The following is an 18,039-nucleotide window of genomic DNA, read 5'->3' on the forward strand; positions in this document are numbered from 1 at the left end:
CTGTCTGCCGCCGGGGCGGTATGCCGTCTGTCTGTCGTTCTTTGCGGCTTCGGGCAGCGTGGCGTTAGAGCCGCACCGCCCGTTACCGGTCTCATGTGGTCTCAGCCCTTGAGGACTTCAACCAGCGTCTTGCCGAGGCGCGCCGGGGAAGGCGATACCTTGATGCCTGCAGCTTCCATTGCCGCGATCTTCGATTCCGCATCGCCCTTGCCGCCGGAAACGACAGCGCCGGCGTGGCCCATGGTGCGGCCCTTCGGAGCCGTACGGCCCGCGATAAAGCCAGCCATCGGCTTCTTGCGGCCCTTCTTGGCTTCGTCGATCAGGAACTGTGCCGCATCTTCTTCAGCCGAACCGCCGATTTCGCCGATCATGATGATCGACTGCGTGGCTTCGTCGGCCAGGAACATTTCCAGGACGTCGATGAACTCGGTGCCCTTGACCGGGTCGCCGCCGATGCCGACAGCCGTCGTCTGGCCGAGGCCTTCGTTGGATGTCTGGAATACGGCTTCATAGGTCAGCGTGCCGGAGCGCGAAACGATACCGACCGAACCCTTGCGGAAGATCGAGCCCGGCATGATGCCGATCTTGCATTCTTCAGGCGTCATGATGCCCGGGCAGTTGGGGCCGAGCAGGCGCGAGTTCGAACGGTCGAGGCGAGCCTTGACGCGCACCATGTCCATCACCGGAATACCTTCGGTGATGCAGGTGATGAAGGGGATCTCAGCCTCGATGGCTTCGATGATGGCGTCGGCTGCACCTGCCGGCGGAACATAGATCACGGATGCGTCTGCACCGGTCTTTTCCTTGGCTTCGGCAACCGTTGCGAAGATCGGCAGGCTTTCGCCCTTGGAGCCGGTCCAGGTTTCGCCACCCTTCTTCGGGTGAATACCACCAACCATCTGCGTGCCGTAATAAGCAAGCGCCTGTTCGGTGTGGAAGGTACCGGTCTTGCCGGTCAGACCCTGAACGAGGATCTTGGTGTCTTTATTAACAAGAATAGACATTATTTCCGGTCCCTCAATTAGCCGTTGATCGCCGCGACGATCTTCTTGGCTGCGTCGTCCAGGTCGTCAGCAGCCGTAATCGCAAGGCCCGATTCGTTCAGGAGCTTCTTGCCAAGTTCGACGTTGGTGCCTTCGAGGCGAACAACGAGCGGAACCTGCAAACCGACTTCCTTCACCGCGGCGATAACACCTTCGGCGATGACGTCGCACTTCATGATGCCGCCGAAGATGTTGACGAGGATACCCTCGACCTTCGGGTCAGCAGTGATGATCTTGAAAGCTGCAGCAACCTTCTCCTTGCCGGCGCCGCCGCCGACGTCACAGAAGTTTGCCGGCTCCTTGCCGTAAAGCTTGATGATGTCCATCGTCGCCATGGCGAGACCGGCACCATTGACCATGCAGCCGATGTTGCCATCGAGCGCAACGTAAGCGAGGTCCCACTTGGAGGCTTCGATTTCCTTGGCGTCTTCTTCGGTCTCGTCGCGCAGCGCCTTGACGTCGTCATGGCGGAACAGCGCGTTGCCGTCGAAGGACATCTTGGCATCGAGAACGCGCAGATGACCGTTTTCCATGACGATCAGCGGGTTAACCTCGAGGAGAGCCATGTCCTTCTCGTTGAAGGCCTTGTAGAGGATCGGGAACAGCGCCTTAGCGTCTTCCGCAGCAACACCCTCAAGCTCGAGCGCCTTGGAGATCGCGGCAACGTCAGCGTCGCTCACACCCTTTTCCGGGTCGATGGCGATGGTGTGGATCTTCTCGGGCGTGTCGTGGGCAACAGCTTCGATATCCATGCCGCCTTCGGTGGAAACCACGAAAGCAACGCGACCGACCGAGCGATCGACCAGCAGCGAGCAGTAAAGCTCGCGAGCGATATCCGCACCGTCTTCGATGTAAAGGCGGTTGACCTGCTTGCCGGCATCGCCCGTCTGCGCCGTTACCAGCGTGTTGCCGAGCATATCCTTGGAGTGGGAAACGACTTCTTCGATCGTCTTTGCGAGACGAACGCCACCCTTGGCGTCGGGGCCGAGTTCCTTGAACTTGCCCTTGCCGCGGCCGCCGGCGTGAATCTGGCTCTTGACGACGTAGAGCGGGCCGGGAAGCTGCTTTGCGGCGGCTTCGGCTTCTTCAACCTTGAGGATGGCGACGCCTTCAGCGACCGGCGCACCATAGCCCTTCAGAAGAGCCTTGGCCTGATATTCGTGAATATTCATGGAATAATCCCTGTTTGGAGCCGCTTGAAGCGCCCGGCATCCTTATCTGACGCAGGGCGCTTCAAGCTGTTGAATCTACGCATCGTGCCTTGCAAAAATCCAATCCGGTTTTGCGCCGATGCGTCAGGCTATTACTTCAGCGACGGAGCGATGTTGATGCAGGCTTCGCAGAGACCGGCAACAGCGCCGACGGACTTCTGGAAGGCGGCTTCTTCATCCTTGTTCAGCTCGATCTCGATGATGCGCTCGATACCACCGGCGCCGATGATGGTGGGCACGCCGACATACATATCGTCCACGCCGTACTGGCCCGACAGATGGGCAGCCGCGGGCAGAACGCGCTTCTTGTCCTTGAGGTAGGATTCAGCCATTTCGATCGCCGAAGCGGCTGGCGCGTAATAGGCCGAGCCGGTCTTCAGCAGGCCGACGATTTCCGCACCGCCGTCGCGGGTGCGCTGGATGATCTCTTCGAGACGCTCGGCGGTGAGCCAGCCCATCTTGACGAGATCGGTCAGCGGAATGCCGCCAACGGTGGAGTAACGCGCCAAAGGCACCATCGTATCGCCGTGGCCGCCGAGAACGAATGCCGTTACGTCCTGAACCGAAACGTTGAACTCTTCGGCGAGGAACAGGCGGAAGCGAGCGCTGTCGAGAACGCCGGCCATGCCGACGACCTTGTTCTTCGGAAGACCGGAAAACTTCTGAAGCGCCCAGACCATGGCGTCCAGCGGGTTGGTGATGCAGATGACGAAAGCGTTCGGGGCATATTTCTTGATGCCGGCGCCGACCTGCTCCATGACCTTGAGATTGATGCCGAGAAGATCGTCGCGGCTCATGCCGGGCTTGCGGGCGACGCCTGCGGTGACGATGCAGACATCAGCGCCTTCGATGGCAGCGTAGTCGGACGCGCCAGTGAGCTTGGCATTGAAACCTTCAACCGGTCCGGACTGGGCAATATCCAGACCTTTGCCCTGCGGGATGCCGTCGGCAATATCGAAGAGGACGATATCGCCCAGTTCCTTCAGGCTGGCGAGATGCGCCAGCGTGCCGCCGATCATGCCAGAACCAATAAGTGCAATCTTTTTGCGAGCCATCGAATGCTTCCTCTAGAGCTTCAATTCAATTTCACCACGCCACCGGCAGCCAAATTGTCGCACTTCGATTAGCCCCATTGACCAAAATTGGCAACAGATTCTTTTGGCATGAATATTTTCAATCGTTTAGATCATTATTTTCTTACGTAAACGTAAGAGAATGCGTCACGAAAGTGTCAAACTTTCTGCCGTTTTTCATGGTGGAGCACCAGATAATCTGCACTGCGCATCTCAAACAGGCGCGAGGCGGTGCGATCGAACTCGAAACCTTCGGTGCCCTTGCGCTTGCCGAGCAGGTCTTCGGGCATGGCCGCAGCGGAGGCGAAGAGGCGGACGCTGTGATCGTACAGCGCGTCTATGAGAATGATAAAACGCTTGGTTTCGTTCCGTTTGTCGGCATTGAGAAACGGGATGTGGTCGATGAAGACTGTATCGAAACGATTGGCTATCGCGAGAAAATCAGAAGCGCCGAGCGGCTTTTCGCAAAGGTCGGAGAAGGAAAAGCGGGCCACACGGCCGCTGGCGCGCGGCACCAGAATGGAGCGGCCCTTCATCGGTATTTCAGTTGGCGCGACAAGATGGCCACCGGTCATGTGCCGCCAGGCCATATCCATCGCCTGATCCGCCGCACCGTCGAGTGGCGTGACATAAACCGGCAGGCTTTCCAGCTTTTCCATGCGGTAATCGGTGGGACTGTCCAGCGTCACCACTTCCACATGCTTCTTCAGCAAATCGACGAAGGGCAGAAACAGGCCGCGATTAAGCCCGTCCTTGTAAAGATTGTCGGGCACAACATTGGACGTTGTTACCAATGTGCAGCCATTGGCAAAAAGCTCGCTGAAAAGCCGGGCGAGGATCATCGCATCGGCAATATCCGTGACGGTGAACTCATCGAAGCAAAGAAGCTCCGCTTCCGCCAGAAGCTGGGCTGCCACTGGAGGAATGGGATCGGCCTGCTTGGTTTCGCCATTCTTGAGCTTCTGCCGATGCGCGTGCACGCGATTATGGACATCAGCCATGAATTCGTGAAAATGGCAGCGCCTTTTGGAAGAGACGGGCGCCATCTCGTAGAACATGTCCATCAGCATCGTCTTGCCGCGTCCAACGCTGCCATGGACATACAGTCCCTTGACGAAGGCGGCAGGGCCAGCCTTGCGAGCGAACATCCAGCCGAGTGCGCTTTTTTTCCTGGCGGGTTTGCGCGCTTTCAAATCGGCAAGGATACGGTCGAGGTGGGCCGCAACGCCGCGTTGTGCGGCATCCGCCTGCAAGGTGCCAGCTGCCGTCAATGCGTTGAGCTGTTCAACGACACTATGGTTGTAGTCAGGCAATGGCTTCATGGAAAAGCGCCCCGGTCGCGGACGGACGCCCGCGACGAATGGAATGGCTTGAAACAGGCGAGGCGATCCGGATGCACCGGAGATGCTCTATCGGCTGAGGCTCAGCGGCTGGCCGCTATTCGTCGTGCCGTCAAAGCGCGCATCGGCGCTCTTGTAGACGCGGCCGATCGTATCGCCGGAACGGTTCTTGAAGAGGACCATCTTGCCGGACACTTCCCAGGACCCCATCGCCGTGAGTTCGCCGGAGCAGCCACGCGTGCCGCCACGAGAACCGCTGCCGAGATTGGTAAGCGTCAGGAACATGTCGCAATTGGCGCCGCCATTGGAAACGCGCCAGTTGCCAACCATGGATTCCTTGGTGACATCAAGCGCCGTTGTCGGCGGAGCGGCAGACGCCATATCAGTGCCGCCAGGCGTCGCAGAAGCGGGTGCTGACGGGAACTGACTGCCGGAAGCACCACCGGGTGGCGGCAGGGCGCCAGACTGAACGGAGGGAACCGGCTGTGCTTGCAACGGCGGCGTATAACCGGGATTGTTGCTGGTGTTGTTGTTGTAATCGTAGGAGGTACGTTGGCAACCGGCCAGGCTCATTACAACCGCAAGACCCGTCACCACATATCTGAATTGCATATCAAGCTCCCGATTCTCTCGCTTCCGGAAAGACCATGATCAAACAAGAAGGCTGAATTATTACCAAAGCCTTATCTTGCGCAAGCGATGGCTGGGATAATTACCATTTCGGTCGATTTTTACCGAAATTTCCCGCGCCCGGTTGTAAAAAAGGGCCGCGGTCCAAACCGCGGCCCGATAGATTTTCTGTCCAAACGAATCGTCTTCAGACGCGACGCTCGACCATCATCTTCTTGATTTCCGCGATCGCCTTGGCCGGGTTGAGACCCTTCGGGCAAGCCTGCGCGCAGTTCATGATGGTGTGGCAGCGATAAAGACGGAACGGATCTTCGAGATCATCAAGACGTTCGCCGGTTGCTTCGTCGCGGCTGTCGATCAGCCAGCGATAGGCCTGCAGCAGAACGGCGGGGCCGAGGTAACGGTCGCCGTTCCACCAGTAGCTGGGACAGGAAGTGGAGCAGCAGGCGCACAGAATGCACTCGTAGAGACCGTCGAGCTTCAGGCGGTCCTCATGGCTCTGCTTCCATTCCTTGGCAGGCGTCGGCGAAACCGTCTTCAGCCACGGCTCGATGGAGCGGTGCTGCGCGTAGAAGTTCGACAGGTCCGGAACGAGGTCCTTCACCACTGGCATATGCGGCAGCGGATAGACCTTCACCGTTCCCTTGATCTCTTCCATGCCCTTGGTGCAGGCGAGCGTGTTGGTGCCGTCGATGTTCATAGCGCAGGAACCGCAAATGCCTTCACGGCAGGAGCGGCGCAGCGTCAGCGTCGGGTCGATATTGTTCTTGATGTACAGCAGCGCATCGAGAACCATCGGCCCGCAATCGTCGATATCGATATAATAGGTATCGATGCGCGGGTTCTGGCCATCATCCGGGTTCCAGCGATAGATCCGGTATTCGCGAACGTTCTTGGCACCATCCGGCTTCGGCCAGACTTTGCCTTCGCTGATCTGGGAATTCTTGGGGAGAGCGAGTTCAACCATATCCAGTTCCTCAAATCAGTAGACGCGAGCCTTCGGCTCGATCTTTTTCGGATCGATGCCGTCGGCGATCAGGTCGGTGTGAACAGGGCGGTAGTCGAGCTTGACATCACCTTCAGGGCTGACCCAGGCAAGCGTGTGCTTGCGCCAGTTCACGTCGTCGCGACCGCCGAACGGACCATCGACGAAATCCTCACGGGCATGCGAACCGCGGCTTTCCTTGCGCGCTTCCGCGCCATAGACCGTGGTGATCGCGTTGGCCATCAGATTGTGCAGCTCGAGCGTTTCCACCAGATCGGAGTTCCAGACCATCGACCGGTCGGTAACCTTGACGTCAGGCAGTTCCTTCCAGATGGCGGAAATGCGCTGGCAACCGCTTTCCAGCGATTCCTGTGTGCGGAATACGGCGGCATCGTCCTGCATGGCGCGCTGCATCTTGTCACGCAGCACCGCCGTCGGCGTCGAGCCGTTGGCATAACGCAGGCTGTCGAAGCGATCCATGATCTTGTCGCAGGCAGCCGTGTCGAGAGCCGGAACCGGCGAATCGCGGTCGATGACCTGGGCTGCACGGATGGCGGCAGCGCGGCCGAAGACCACAAGGTCGATCAGCGAGTTGGAGCCGAGGCGGTTCGCGCCGTGAACCGAGGCGCAACCGGCTTCGCCAACGGCCATCAGGCCGGGAGCGATGCGTTCCGGGTTCTCGGCGTTGGCGTTCAGCACTTCGCCCCAATAGTTGGTCGGAATGCCGCCCATATTGTAGTGAACGGTCGGCAGGACCGGGATCGGCTCGCGCGTCACGTCAACGCCGGCGAAAATCTTGGCACTTTCGGAAATGCCCGGAAGACGCTCGTGCAGGATCGCCGGATCAAGGTGATCGAGATGCAGGAAGATGTGGTCCTTGTTCTTGCCGACGCCACGACCCTCGCGGATTTCCATGGTCATGCAGCGAGACACCACGTCACGCGAAGCAAGGTCCTTCGCCGAAGGAGCATAACGCTCCATGAAGCGCTCGCCTTCGGAGTTGACGAGATAACCGCCCTCGCCGCGCGCGCCTTCGGTGATCAGGCAGCCCGCGCCGTAAATGCCGGTCGGGTGGAACTGAACGAATTCCATATCCTGAAGCGGCAGGCCGGCACGTGCGATCATACCGCCGCCGTCGCCGGTGCAGGTATGGGCAGACGTTGCCGAGAAATAGGCGCGGCCGTAACCACCGGTCGCCAGCACCACCATCTTGGCGGAGAAGCGATGGATCGTGCCGTCATCGAGGTTCCACGCCACGACGCCGGTGCAGCGGCCATCGGGCGCCATAATGAGGTCGAGCGCGAAATATTCGATGAAGAATTCCGCATTGTTGCGCAGCGACTGGCCATAAAGCGTGTGCAGAATGGCGTGGCCAGTACGGTCGGCAGCGGCGCAGGTGCGCTGTACCGGCGGGCCTTCGCCGTAGTTCTGCATATGGCCGCCAAACGGGCGCTGGTAGATCTTGCCTTCGGCATTACGCGAGAAGGGCACGCCGTAATGCTCCAGCTCATAGACCGCCTTTGGCGCTTCCATGGCGAGATATTGCATCGCGTCGACGTCGCCCAGCCAGTCGGAGCCCTTTACGGTGTCGTAAAGGTGCCACTGCCAACAGTCGGGCGTCATGTTGGTGAGAGAAGCGGCGATACCGCCCTGCGCCGCGACCGTGTGGGAGCGCGTCGGGAAAACCTTGGTGATGCAGGCCGTGCGGAACCCCTGTTCCGCCATGCCGAGCGTTGCGCGCAGACCCGCGCCGCCGGCGCCCACCACGATCACGTCATAGGAGTGATCGACGTAGGTGTAAGCCTTGCCATTCTGGGAAGGTGAACTGATCGATGCCATGGCCGATTTATCCTGCGAATGCGATTTTCAGAATGGCGAAGATGCAAAGACCGCCAATGAGAACCGCGAAAAACGTATTGAGCATCAGAAGAACGAGCTTCGAAACCTCGCCGTGCACGTAGTCTTCGATGATGACCTGCATGCCGAGCTTCATGTGAATGAGGCCGGAAACCAGCACCAGACCCATGATGACCGCAACGAGAGGGTTGGAAAGCGCCGCCGCAACTTCCGGATAGGGAGCGCCGGCATATTTGATGAGAAAGACCACGAAGAAGATCAGCAACGGCACGTTGGCGACGGCCGTAAGGCGCTGGCGCCAGAAATGGTCGGTGCCTTCCTTGGCGGAGCCGAGGCCACGAACCTTTCCGAGAGGTGTACGCATATCCATGACAGGCTATCTCCTTAGCGCACGATCAGGGCGATGACCCAGATCAGCGCGGTCAGACAGATCGACGCTACAAAGGTCGCCTTGGCGAGTTTCGTGTTGAAGTTCTTCTCGAAGCCATGGCCGAGATCCCACATGAAGTGGCGAAGGCCGCCCAGCATGTGGTGAACGAGAGCCCAGGTATATCCGATCAGGATAAGCTTGCCGATGATCGTACCCATTGCCCAGCTGACCCAGTCGTAATAGGCAGGGCCGGAAGCAAGTGCGATAAGCCACCAGGCGACAAGAAGCGTTCCGAAATAAAGCGCCGCACCCGTGATGCGGTGCACGATGGATGCGACCATCGTCGGAATCGGCTTGTAAATTTGAAGATGCGGCGACAGAGGCCGGTTATTTGTCACGTTCGCCATCAGAACCTCGCGGCGTTTTCCCGTGCACCCGTCAGATCGGGCGCCCCCAAGCAACAGCACATGACGAAAGAATGTGCATTGCACCAACCGCGACGTTTAATCACATGGGAGCATCACGACAAGCACATTTCATGACCGATTCCAATTTAATCGATTGGTTCACGAATTTTTTTTGGAATTTTTTTGCTCGAAAATAAAAAAACGAGCATTTCCAAGATTTACGCCTTCAAAATATTTACCTTTACGTAATTTCGAAATCATGTAATTTACTATTCGTTAACCGAAAAAATCCGGAGAATGAGGCTCATGTTACAGCGTCGAATCGCAGCTCTGGCGGTGATGACTGCAGGCATTATTTTCACGGCACTGCCTCTTGCTGCGGCAGGTGATTTTTATAGTCGCCACCATTATCAGCATCGTCAGTCACAGTTGAGCTTCTCCACGGACGGACTGCCCTCCACCCTTTCCGGCGGCACTTATGTGGGTGGAATATCCGCCTTGAGGGTCCGCGGGAACGGCAATTATTTCGCGATCAATGGTGGGCTTTCGCGACAAGGCGCAACCGTCAATATGGGCGCGCAGCTGGCACCGAAGGCGAAAATCATCAACGTCCGCGCCGAAACGACAGGCGACGCCTGCGATTACCAGCACGGCGTCTGCATCATCAGGCCCTGATATAATCAGACAAAACGCCAGACGGTGGTTTTTTTGACTTCACTGTCTTCCAGAGCCCGCGTCACCGGCACCTGATAGGTTGCCTCGGCGTAAAGGCGCTGTTTGGGCAGGTAGGCCCGTCCCGGATCGCCGACGAGCACGGTCACGCCCCTATCCGCCAGTTCCAGAAACCAAGGCACGAGGAGATCGGCAAAGGCGCGATCATAAAACACGTCGCCGGCCAGCAGAACATCCGCCTCAACCGGCGTCCCAACCAGATTGCGGCCGGTAAAATCGATGGCCACACCATTGAGAGCAGCATTCAGCCGAATGGCCGTTTCCGTCCACGGATCGATATCGGCGGCTAAAACAGCCGCGGCGCCCGCCTTTACGGCGGCAATGGCGACCAGTCCGGAACCGCTGGCGAAATCCAGCACACGCTTGCCGGAGACACTTTCAGGATGATCGAGAATGTAGCGGGCAAGCCCCTGTCCACCAGCCCAGGCGAAAGCCCAGAATGGCGGCGGCAGGCCGATCTCTTCCAACTCCTCCTCCGTCTTCAGCCACAGCTCATGCGCTTCGGTCGCAAGATGAAGGCGCAATTCCGGCACATGTGGTGGATGCATGATGCCGGTATTGTCGAGAATGAAGCGTTCGGGATCGGTCCTCACCGAAAGCTCAGTCCGGAGATTTCGGTGGATTGGAAAGGCCACCCATGCGGCAGACTTCGAGATATTCCTCTTCCGTCACAGGCTGCACCGAAAGCCGCATGGATGTGACCAGCGACATCTTTTCGAGTTTCGGATTGGCCTTCACATCCTTCAGCGAAACCGGTTTCGGCATGTCGCAAACGGCGCGGATATCCACGCAATCCCACTTCAGATCGCCCTCTGCGGTCGAATCCGGGTGCGAAAGGGCGCAGACTTCCACGATGCCGACGACATCAAGCCCTTCATTCGAGTGGTAGAAAAAACCCTTGTCGCCGATTTTCATGGCGCGCATGTTGTTGCGGGCCTGATAATTGCGCACGCCGGTCCATTCTTCGCCAGCCTCGCCCTTGGCCTTCTGCATTTCCCAGGACCATTTGAACGGCTCAGACTTGTAAAGCCAGTAATTCGCCATGGCCGGTCAAGCCCCCGGATTGTTGAAGACCCAGTTATAGGGCTTCACATCCACGCTTTCGAACAGGCCGGCCTTTGCATAGGGATCGGCATCGGCAAGGGCCTTAGCCGCATCGATGTCGGCAGCTTCCACGATGACAAGGCTGCCATTCGGCTTGCCTTCGGCATCCAGAAACGGTCCGGCAATCTTCAGCGTGCCTTCGGCGTTCAACTTGTTCAGGTGCTCCAGATGAGCCGGGCGCGTGTCCATGCGCACGTTCAGATGGCCGGGCTTGTCCTTGCAGATAAAGGCAAACAGCATTTTCGTCTCCTCGCTGGCGCATGCCTCCCAAAAGTGTAAGCGGTTTTGGGACCAGGACATGCGTAAAAACTATCCGAAGGCCGCACTCATTCAGTGGTGATGGGCCTTGTCATCAATTGTTGCATGGCGCTCGCCACGTCCAGATTGCCGTCGATGATGGCCGCAACCGCCTCGGTCACCGGCATGTCGACAGCGTGATGTTCGCCGAGCCGGGCGGCAACGGCTGCCGCAAAGGCGCCCTCCACCAGCCCGCCGGACATGTCCTTGCCTTCGCCCCGGCCAAGCGCGATGCCGAAACGCAGGTTTCGCGACTGGTGGCTTGTGGCGGTCAGCACGAGATCGCCAAGGCCGGAAAGACCGCGCACCGTATCGGCCTTGCCGCCCATGGCAACGACCAGACGCGACATCTCGGCAAGCCCCCGCGAAATCAACGCCGCCCGTGCGGAATCGCCGAGGCCCGCACCTTCCACGATGCCGGCGGCAATGGCGAGCACATTCTTCAGCGCGCCGCCAAGCTGCACGCCCGTGCGGTCGGTCGAGGCATAAAGCCTGAAGGTTCTGCCGGAAATCGTGGTCGCCAGCCGCTCGGCGATGACAGCGTCTTCCGCCGCTATCGCCATCGCCGTCGGCAGTCCGCGCGCGATATCGGCCGCAAAACCCGGACCGGAGAGAACGGCGATTGGATGATGCGGCAGTTCCGCTTCCAGAAGTTCCGTCAGCAGCCGGCCGGACACCCGGTCGATGCCCTTGGCGCAGGTAACGATGATACAATCATTAGCCAGATAAGGACCGTAATGGCGCGCCGCATCGGCATGGGCCTGAGAGGGCATGGCAAACAACACGATGCCTGCATTGGCCAGCACATCCGGCTCAACGGAAAATTCCAGCGCGTCCGGCAGGTCTACACCCGGCAGGACAGCCTCGTGAATACGATCAGCCCTTAGATCGGCCATCAGGGACGCATCACGGCCGAGCAGGGTCACGTCATGCCGGTTCTCCAGCGCGATGACGACGGCGAGCGCGGTTCCGAAGGCGCCAGCGCCGATGACGACGATTTTCTCCCGCTGCATCAGGCCTTGGCTCCCCTTTTGCCGAAACCGATCAATGTCTCCGCGCTGCCATCAAGCGGCCAGCGCGAGCGCGGCGCGATCTCCAGCGCATCGGGTTCCCGGCCGCATGCCATCCGCTCCAGCCCGGCCCAGGCAATCATCGCGGCATTGTCGGTGCAGAGCCGGTGCGGCGGTGCGACAAAGCGGAACCCGTGGGCATCACAAAGCGCCTGGAGGGTCTGGCGGATTTCCGTATTGGCGGCAACGCCGCCGGCCACGACCAAAGCGGGCTCCGTCTCAAGATGCGGAAACTCTTCCTTAAAGCGCGCAAGGCCACGGCCGATACGGTCCTTGAGCGTGCGTGACACCGCCTTCTGGAAGGAGGCGCAGATATCGGCAATATCCTGATCCGAAAGCGGAGCGATCGCGGTTGCCGCCTGCCGCACCGCTGTCTTCAGACCGGAGAAGGAAAAATCGAGTCTCGTCTCGCCGACCATCGGGCGCGGCAGTGCAAAACGGTCAGGGTTGCCTTTCGCTGCTGCCTTTTCAACCGCAGGCCCGCCGGGATAGGGCAATCCCAGAAGCTTCGCAGTTTTGTCGAAGGCTTCCCCAAGCGCGTCATCAATGGTCGTACCCCAGCGCTCGTATTCACCCACACCGCGAACCAGCACAAGCTGGGTGTGGCCGCCGGAGACCAGCAGCATCAGATAGGGGAAGGAAAGACCGTCGGTCAGACGCGCCGTCAGCGCATGGCCTTCGAGATGGTTGATGGCGTAAAGCGGCTTGTCTGCAGCCTTCGCAATTGCCTTGCCGGTCATCAGGCCCACCAGCAGACCGCCAATGAGGCCGGGGCCGGATGTGGCCGCGATGGCATCGACGTCCGCAAGGGTGACACCCGCCTGTTCCAGCGCTTCTTCCACCAGCGTGTCCAGCGCCTCGACATGGGCGCGGGCAGCAATTTCGGGCACCACGCCGCCATAGGCGCTGTGTTCCTCAAGCTGCGACAAAACGACGTCGGACACGATCTCGCCACGTCCGTCCGCATGCCGAACCACAATGGATGCAGCGGTTTCGTCACAGCTTGTCTCTATGCCGAGGATACGAAGAAAGGGGGTCATCAATTCTGTTCGTTCATTGCGATCATGCGCTGAGTTGGTCTAAGACAACTCCGGTAACAATGGATAGACGCGGATGCAAACAAAACCTTTCCGAATCGGCACGCGCGGCAGCCCTCTGGCGCTCGCACAGGCTTACGAGACCCGTAACCGGCTGATGTCGGCACATGGTCTGCCGGAAGATATGTTCGAAATCGTCGTGCTTTCCACCAAGGGTGACCGGATAACCGACCGCGCTTTGTCGGAGATCGGCGGCAAGGGTCTGTTCACGGAAGAACTGGAGAGCCAGCTTCTTTCCGGCGAGCTCGATATTGCCGTGCATTCCTCCAAGGACATGCCGACCGTTTTGCCGAAGGGCCTTTATCTTTCCGCTTTCCTGCCGCGCGAGGATATGCGCGACGCCTTCATTGGTCGCACCGCACCAAAGCTTCTGGAACTACCGCAGGGCGCCGTTGTCGGCTCCGCATCCTTGCGCCGCCAAGCGCTGATCCGCCGCCTGCGTCCGGACCTGAGCGTCATCATCTTTCGCGGCCAGGTCGAAACCCGCCTGCGCAAACTGGAGGAAGGCCAGGCGGATGCCACGCTTCTCGCCTTTGCCGGCCTGATACGGCTGGGCATGGAGAACGTCCCGACGGACATTCTTGACCCGAAGGAATTTCCACCAGCCCCCGCGCAGGGCGCGATCTGCGTCGAGAGTCGTATTGGCGACACACGCATGGACGAGTTGCTTTCACCTATCAACGACATACCCACCTACGATGCCGTTACCTGCGAGCGCGCCTTTCTGGCCGCCCTTGATGGTTCCTGTCGCACCCCGATTGCAGGCTTTGCTACCTGCCACGGCGAGGAACTTCATTTCTCCGGCGTGATCCTCACACCGGACGGACAGACGAGCCACAGCGTCGAGATTTCAGGCGCTCGCAAGGATGCCAAGGACTTGGGTCGCAAGGCCGGTGAAGACGTGCGCGCCAGGGCAGGCAGCAACTTCTTCGACGGCTGGAGCTGAGCCGATGCGGATCGTCGTCACCCGGCCGCTTCGTTCGGGCGAAAAGACGGCCGCAAAGCTTGAAGCCCTCGGTCACGAGCCGGTGCTTCTTCCGCTGTTTCATCCCGTCCACCACGGCCAGCGCGCCATACCAGCGCTATCGGAGCCGCTCTCGGCCATCGCCGTGACCAGCGCCGAGGCCTTGCGGGCGCTTAGAGATTTCCGCCACCGACTTGCGCCCCATCTTTCAAAACCGCTTTTCGCCGTCGGCGAGGCGACGGCGGAAGCGGCGAGGGAAATCGGCTTCCAAAACATCCTCACCGGATCTGGCGATGCGGTGGCTCTCGCGGGGCTTGTCTCGGAGCATCGCCCCCTAACGGAGAGCACAGATCCATTGCTCTATCTTGCCGGCACGCCGCGAGGCGCCGTGTTCGAGGACGGAATTGCCGCTGCGGGAATTTCCTTCCGGACCGTCGATTGTTACGAAATGCAGCCGTCAGATCTTTCAGACGATATGCTCGAAACAGCACTTGTGAAGACAGCTGCCGATGTGGTCCTGCTCTATTCGTCGGAAGCCGCACGGGCCTTTTTCCGCCACGCATCGTCGGAAAAATATGTGGCGGCGCTGACCACCACACAATTCGTCTGCATCAGCCGCAATGTGCTTTCACTGGTTCCGGAAATCTTCCGCGCGAACGCCGCAGCCGCCGAAGGGGCAAACGAGGCAGCCATGTTTGAACTTCTCCACCGAAAGTCTGGAACCTAATTCAGGCTCGCCTCTTTCCTTTGCCGCCGTCACTGACTAGGTTTAGACTATTGCAGGCAGAAATGAGGTTGTCATGGTATCGGGAAAGCCGCCACGCCACTCCAAGTCCAACGCCGAACCGGTCACCATCGACCTGGACGCAAAAGACGTGAAAGCAATTTCCGCCGACGTGGATGCTGCGAAGACTGATGACAAGACCGGCGAGACGACACCGGCAGCAGCTCAGCCAAACGTTCCTCCCAAGCCAGAAGCAGCCGAAACGTCCAGCCCGGCTCCCGTTTGGGAACAGACGCATAAAACACCCATGGAGCCTGCACCGAACGTTCACAAGGCGGAACCGGCAACCGGCAAGCCCCAGGTGGAAAAACCTGCCGACAAACAGCCCGAGACAGCTTCGCCAAAACCCGAAGCGAAACCGGTGACCAGCGCGACTGACGCAAGCGCTGCTTCCGCTTCCTCGGCGGGCGCAAAGCCTGCGACTTTTGCTTCCACATCGTCGTCCGCAGCATCCGGAAGCGCGACTACTGGTGCAAAGCCATCGACAGGCGCGTCATCCTCCGGACCGGCCAAGCCATCCACGCCACAGCAACCCGCGCGCAAACAGGCGGCAACCTCCGGTGTGATCGCGGCGGGTATCGTGGGTGGCCTCGTGGCGCTCGCAGCTGCTGGCAGCATGCAATATGCCGGCATTCTACCCTCGTTTAATGTGAGCAAGACCGGAAGCGATGAGATTGCCGCATTGAGAACCGAGCTAGGGAGCCTGCGTCAGCAGCTCGCCAATGTTCCCGCAGCAGGAGGGGATACCTCGGCGCTGGAACAGCGCATCGCCGCTCTTGAGGGCGCAAAGGGCGAAGCACCGCAGGTGGACGCACTTTCGGAAAAAATAACCGCGCTGGAATCCGCGCTCACGTCAGAGCGTTCCGCGCAGGCCTCGGCAACGGCGGAGCTGACACGCCGCCTGACTGACGCGGAAACCAAGATCAATGAGCCGCGCGACGATATAGAAGTCGCCCGCGCCATTGCGTCGGCCGCACTGAAAGCCACGATCGATCGCGGTGGGCCGTTCCTCACTGAACTCGACACATTGTCTAAGGTAACCCCGGACGATCCGGCAATCGCATCCTTGCAGTCTTTCGCCGCAACCGGCGTGCCATCGCGCTCGGAGCTGATGCAGAAATTCCCCGACGTTGCGAATGCGATGCTCTTGGCGATCAATCGGCCCGACCCCAATCAGGGCATCATGGAACGTCTGACGGAAAGCGCCTTTTCGCTAGTGAAGGTCCGCCCCGTCGGAAACATCGAAGGCGAGACCCCCGACGCCATGATCGCGCGCATGGAAAACAAGTTGCGCAACGGAGATCTGCAGGGTGCGGCACTTGAATGGAATGGGCTTCCCGAGGCCGCCAAGACAGCATCCGCCGACTATAAAAAATCTCTGGATGCGCGCATCGAGGTCGAAAACCTGGTGGGAGGCACGTTAAACCGCGCCATCACCAGCACCGGCAAGCAGGGGTAAGGCATGACCAGAATTCTGACTTTCGTCCTCATCGTTCTGGCGCTCGGTTTCGGTTTCTCCTGGCTGGCGGACAGGCCCGGTGTCCTCTCAATCGTCTGGCAGGGCCAGCTGATCGAAATGAGCCTGATGGTCGCCGCCTCCATCGTTGCTGCATTCGTTGCGGCCGTCATGCTGGTCTGGTGGGTCGTCAATGCCATATGGACATCGCCGAACGCGGCACGACGCTATTTTCGCGCCCGCAAGCGCGACCGTGGTTATCAGGCGCTCTCCACCGGCCTCATCGCCGCCGGCGCCGGCAACGCCATTCTGGCCCGCAAGATGACGGCCCGCACGCAGGGGCTTCTCAGTGCTGATCAGGAGCCGCTGATCCACCTGCTCGATGCGCAAGCCGACCTCATCGAAGGCAAATATGACGAGGCGCGGCGCAAATTCGAGGCGATGGCCCGCGATCCTGAAACCCGCGAACTTGGCCTTCGCGGCCTTTATATCGAGGCGCGCCGACAGGGAGCCCATGAAGCAGCCCAGCAATATGCCGAGGACGCAGCCGAAAAAGCCCCTTACCTGCCTTGGGCAGCACAGGCGACGCTGGAAACCCGCTGCCGCAATGGCGAGTGGGATGACGCGATCCGCCTGCTCGACCAGCAAAAAGCAGCAGGCGTCATCCAACGCGGCGAGGCTGAGCGGCTGAAAGCTGTGCTTCTTACCGCAAAGGCCGGTGAAAAACTGGAGAGCGACCCGGTGGGTGCGCGCGAAGACGCAAAACAAGCCCTCAAGCTTGCAAAAAGCCTTGTGCCCGCAGCATTGATCGCAGCAAAATCCTATCTGCGCGATGACAATCTACGCAAGGCCGCAGCGGTTCTGGAACCAGTATGGAAGAACGATCCCCACTCGCAGATCGCCGATCTCTATGTTCGGGCGCGCAGCGGCGATACGGCCATTGATCGCCTTAAACGTGCCGAACGGCTTGAGAGCCTGAAACCCAACAACATCGAATCCCTGTTTGCCGTGGCGCAGGCAGCTCTCGACGCCAAGGAATTTGCCAAGGCGCGTGCCAAAGCGGAAGCCGCCGCCCGGATCGAGCCGCGCGAAAGCATCTTCCTGCTGATGGCCGACATCGAGGAAGCCGAAACCGGCGATCAGGGCCGGGTGCGTTACTGGATGGCGCAGGCTCTGCGCGCACCGCGTGATCCCGTCTGGGTGGCAGATGGTGTCACTTCGGAAAAATGGCTTCCGGTTTCGCCCGTGACGGGCCGTCTCGACGCCTTCGAGTGGAAGGCGCCTTTTGGCCAGCTTGAAGGACCTGTCGAAGACCTGACAATCGAAAATGCGATTGCAGCAGCACCGGCAAGGACCGAACAGGCTCCGACCCCGATCGTTGTTGAAGTGGCACCTCAGCCCATTGTTGTGACAAAACCCGCACCCATCGAGGTCAAGCCGGACGTATCTGCCCCGAAGGAGAAAAAGCCGGCAACAAATGAAGTTCCGGTGGAAGCCAGGCCAGCGGATGCGAAGACAGAACCGGTGCCATTTTTCGGTGGTGCACCGGATGATCCCGGCGTCAAGAAACCCGGCGTGGAAGCCGAACCCAAAACCCGGCTAAAACTCTTCTGACAGGC

General features: G+C 59.6%; 19 protein-coding genes. 5 read left to right on the forward strand and 14 right to left on the reverse strand.

Annotated elements, in window-relative coordinates; translation table 11 throughout:
• Positions 1 to 101 precede the first annotated feature (101 nt).
• From sucD to sdhC, 9 genes are all read right to left on the reverse strand, one after another.
• Positions 102 to 1,004 carry a succinate--CoA ligase subunit alpha gene (gene sucD / locus ACZ5A6_RS11680; RefSeq protein WP_003516727.1) on the reverse strand — a complete coding sequence of 301 codons (903 nt, stop codon included), beginning with the start codon at positions 1,002 to 1,004 and terminating at the stop codon, positions 102 to 104.
• Positions 1,005 to 1,021: 17 nt separating this feature from the next.
• Positions 1,022 to 2,215 (reverse strand): ADP-forming succinate--CoA ligase subunit beta, encoded by a 1,194-nt coding sequence (gene sucC, locus ACZ5A6_RS11685; RefSeq protein ID WP_003516725.1) that lies wholly within the window; start codon positions 2,213 to 2,215, stop codon positions 1,022 to 1,024.
• Positions 2,216 to 2,346: 131 nt separating this feature from the next.
• Positions 2,347 to 3,309 carry a malate dehydrogenase gene (mdh, locus tag ACZ5A6_RS11690; protein WP_003516723.1) on the reverse strand — a complete coding sequence of 321 codons (963 nt, stop codon included), beginning with the start codon at positions 3,307 to 3,309 and terminating at the stop codon, positions 2,347 to 2,349.
• A 176-nt stretch (positions 3,310 to 3,485) separates the two neighbouring features.
• The gene (zapE, locus tag ACZ5A6_RS11695; RefSeq protein WP_013636887.1) at positions 3,486 to 4,649 is read right to left on the reverse strand and encodes a cell division protein ZapE; all 1,164 of its coding nucleotides are present in this window, start codon (positions 4,647 to 4,649) and stop codon (positions 3,486 to 3,488) included.
• Between the two features lie 87 nt (positions 4,650 to 4,736).
• Positions 4,737 to 5,279 (reverse strand): protease inhibitor Inh/omp19 family protein, encoded by a 543-nt coding sequence (locus tag ACZ5A6_RS11700; RefSeq protein ID WP_003516719.1) that lies wholly within the window; start codon positions 5,277 to 5,279, stop codon positions 4,737 to 4,739.
• A gap of 205 nt (positions 5,280 to 5,484) precedes the next feature.
• On the reverse strand, positions 5,485 to 6,264 hold the full coding sequence (locus ACZ5A6_RS11705; protein ID WP_003516718.1) for a succinate dehydrogenase iron-sulfur subunit: 780 nt from the start codon (positions 6,262 to 6,264) through the stop codon (positions 5,485 to 5,487).
• A gap of 15 nt (positions 6,265 to 6,279) precedes the next feature.
• Positions 6,280 to 8,121: a succinate dehydrogenase flavoprotein subunit gene (gene sdhA / locus ACZ5A6_RS11710; protein ID WP_003516717.1), complete on the reverse strand. Its 1,842-nt coding sequence runs from the start codon at positions 8,119 to 8,121 to the stop codon at positions 6,280 to 6,282.
• Positions 8,122 to 8,128: 7 nt separating this feature from the next.
• Positions 8,129 to 8,509, reverse strand: a complete 381-nt coding sequence (gene sdhD, locus ACZ5A6_RS11715; RefSeq protein ID WP_003516716.1) for a succinate dehydrogenase, hydrophobic membrane anchor protein — start codon at positions 8,507 to 8,509, stop codon at positions 8,129 to 8,131.
• Positions 8,510 to 8,523: 14 nt separating this feature from the next.
• Positions 8,524 to 8,916, reverse strand: coding sequence for a succinate dehydrogenase, cytochrome b556 subunit (gene sdhC, locus ACZ5A6_RS11720; protein ID WP_013636889.1), 393 nt, complete (start codon positions 8,914 to 8,916; stop codon positions 8,524 to 8,526).
• Positions 8,917 to 9,222: 306 nt separating this feature from the next.
• Here sdhC and ACZ5A6_RS11725 point away from each other — a divergent pair, with 306 nt between their 5' ends.
• Positions 9,223 to 9,591: a hypothetical protein gene (locus tag ACZ5A6_RS11725; protein WP_174060529.1), complete on the forward strand. Its 369-nt coding sequence runs from the start codon at positions 9,223 to 9,225 to the stop codon at positions 9,589 to 9,591.
• Between the two features lie 5 nt (positions 9,592 to 9,596).
• Here ACZ5A6_RS11725 and ACZ5A6_RS11730 read toward each other — a convergent pair whose 3' ends face one another.
• From ACZ5A6_RS11730 to tsaD, 5 genes are all read right to left on the reverse strand, one after another.
• On the reverse strand, positions 9,597 to 10,241 hold the full coding sequence (locus ACZ5A6_RS11730) for a class I SAM-dependent methyltransferase (protein ID WP_065688671.1): 645 nt from the start codon (positions 10,239 to 10,241) through the stop codon (positions 9,597 to 9,599).
• A gap of 7 nt (positions 10,242 to 10,248) precedes the next feature.
• Positions 10,249 to 10,692, reverse strand: a complete 444-nt coding sequence (locus tag ACZ5A6_RS11735; protein ID WP_003516712.1) for an EVE domain-containing protein — start codon at positions 10,690 to 10,692, stop codon at positions 10,249 to 10,251.
• 6 nt (positions 10,693 to 10,698) lie between these two features.
• The gene (locus tag ACZ5A6_RS11740; protein ID WP_003516711.1) at positions 10,699 to 10,992 is read right to left on the reverse strand and encodes a YciI-like protein; all 294 of its coding nucleotides are present in this window, start codon (positions 10,990 to 10,992) and stop codon (positions 10,699 to 10,701) included.
• 86 nt (positions 10,993 to 11,078) lie between these two features.
• Positions 11,079 to 12,062 carry an NAD(P)H-dependent glycerol-3-phosphate dehydrogenase gene (locus tag ACZ5A6_RS11745; protein WP_115062431.1) on the reverse strand — a complete coding sequence of 328 codons (984 nt, stop codon included), beginning with the start codon at positions 12,060 to 12,062 and terminating at the stop codon, positions 11,079 to 11,081.
• Complete coding sequence (gene tsaD, locus ACZ5A6_RS11750) at positions 12,062 to 13,159, reverse strand: tRNA (adenosine(37)-N6)-threonylcarbamoyltransferase complex transferase subunit TsaD (protein ID WP_013636893.1); 1,098 nt, start codon at positions 13,157 to 13,159, stop codon at positions 12,062 to 12,064. Before tsaD ends, ACZ5A6_RS11745 begins: the two co-directional genes overlap by 1 nt.
• Before the next feature lie 73 nt (positions 13,160 to 13,232).
• Between tsaD and hemC the strand changes: the two genes are divergently transcribed.
• The 4 genes from hemC (at position 13,233) to ACZ5A6_RS11770 (ending at position 18,034) form a co-directional block, all read left to right on the forward strand.
• A complete protein-coding gene (hemC, locus tag ACZ5A6_RS11755; RefSeq protein WP_174060530.1) occupies positions 13,233 to 14,162 on the forward strand; it encodes a hydroxymethylbilane synthase in 930 nt (309 codons plus the stop codon).
• 4 nt (positions 14,163 to 14,166) lie between these two features.
• Positions 14,167 to 14,907, forward strand: a complete 741-nt coding sequence (locus tag ACZ5A6_RS11760) for a uroporphyrinogen-III synthase (protein ID WP_174060531.1) — start codon at positions 14,167 to 14,169, stop codon at positions 14,905 to 14,907.
• Positions 14,908 to 14,980: 73 nt separating this feature from the next.
• Positions 14,981 to 16,423, forward strand: a complete 1,443-nt coding sequence (locus ACZ5A6_RS11765) for a mitofilin family membrane protein (RefSeq protein ID WP_174060532.1) — start codon at positions 14,981 to 14,983, stop codon at positions 16,421 to 16,423.
• 3 nt (positions 16,424 to 16,426) lie between these two features.
• The gene (locus ACZ5A6_RS11770; RefSeq protein ID WP_003516701.1) at positions 16,427 to 18,034 is read left to right on the forward strand and encodes a heme biosynthesis protein HemY; all 1,608 of its coding nucleotides are present in this window, start codon (positions 16,427 to 16,429) and stop codon (positions 18,032 to 18,034) included.
• Positions 18,035 to 18,039 lie beyond the last annotated feature (5 nt).

Source organism: Agrobacterium sp. 6Ca8, assembly GCF_055382765.1.

Coding starts and splice junctions, on each gene's coding strand:
- tsaD (WP_013636893.1), bottom strand. CDS start 13,159: ATGACCCCCTTTCTTCGTATCCTCGGCATAGAGACAAGCTGTGACGAA.
- sdhC (WP_013636889.1), bottom strand. CDS start 8,916: ATGGCGAACGTGACAAATAACCGGCCTCTGTCGCCGCATCTTCAAATT.
- sucC (WP_003516725.1), bottom strand. CDS start 2,215: ATGAATATTCACGAATATCAGGCCAAGGCTCTTCTGAAGGGCTATGGT.
- ACZ5A6_RS11740 (WP_003516711.1), bottom strand. CDS start 10,992: ATGCTGTTTGCCTTTATCTGCAAGGACAAGCCCGGCCATCTGAACGTG.
- ACZ5A6_RS11745 (WP_115062431.1), bottom strand. CDS start 12,062: ATGCAGCGGGAGAAAATCGTCGTCATCGGCGCTGGCGCCTTCGGAACC.
- ACZ5A6_RS11725 (WP_174060529.1), top strand. CDS start 9,223: ATGTTACAGCGTCGAATCGCAGCTCTGGCGGTGATGACTGCAGGCATT.
- ACZ5A6_RS11735 (WP_003516712.1), bottom strand. CDS start 10,692: ATGGCGAATTACTGGCTTTACAAGTCTGAGCCGTTCAAATGGTCCTGG.
- hemC (WP_174060530.1), top strand. CDS start 13,233: ATGCAAACAAAACCTTTCCGAATCGGCACGCGCGGCAGCCCTCTGGCG.
- sucD (WP_003516727.1), bottom strand. CDS start 1,004: ATGTCTATTCTTGTTAATAAAGACACCAAGATCCTCGTTCAGGGTCTG.
- sdhA (WP_003516717.1), bottom strand. CDS start 8,121: ATGGCATCGATCAGTTCACCTTCCCAGAATGGCAAGGCTTACACCTAC.
- ACZ5A6_RS11760 (WP_174060531.1), top strand. CDS start 14,167: ATGCGGATCGTCGTCACCCGGCCGCTTCGTTCGGGCGAAAAGACGGCC.
- zapE (WP_013636887.1), bottom strand. CDS start 4,649: ATGAAGCCATTGCCTGACTACAACCATAGTGTCGTTGAACAGCTCAAC.
- ACZ5A6_RS11705 (WP_003516718.1), bottom strand. CDS start 6,264: ATGGTTGAACTCGCTCTCCCCAAGAATTCCCAGATCAGCGAAGGCAAA.
- ACZ5A6_RS11765 (WP_174060532.1), top strand. CDS start 14,981: ATGGTATCGGGAAAGCCGCCACGCCACTCCAAGTCCAACGCCGAACCG.
- mdh (WP_003516723.1), bottom strand. CDS start 3,309: ATGGCTCGCAAAAAGATTGCACTTATTGGTTCTGGCATGATCGGCGGC.
- sdhD (WP_003516716.1), bottom strand. CDS start 8,509: ATGGATATGCGTACACCTCTCGGAAAGGTTCGTGGCCTCGGCTCCGCC.
- ACZ5A6_RS11770 (WP_003516701.1), top strand. CDS start 16,427: ATGACCAGAATTCTGACTTTCGTCCTCATCGTTCTGGCGCTCGGTTTC.
- ACZ5A6_RS11700 (WP_003516719.1), bottom strand. CDS start 5,279: ATGCAATTCAGATATGTGGTGACGGGTCTTGCGGTTGTAATGAGCCTG.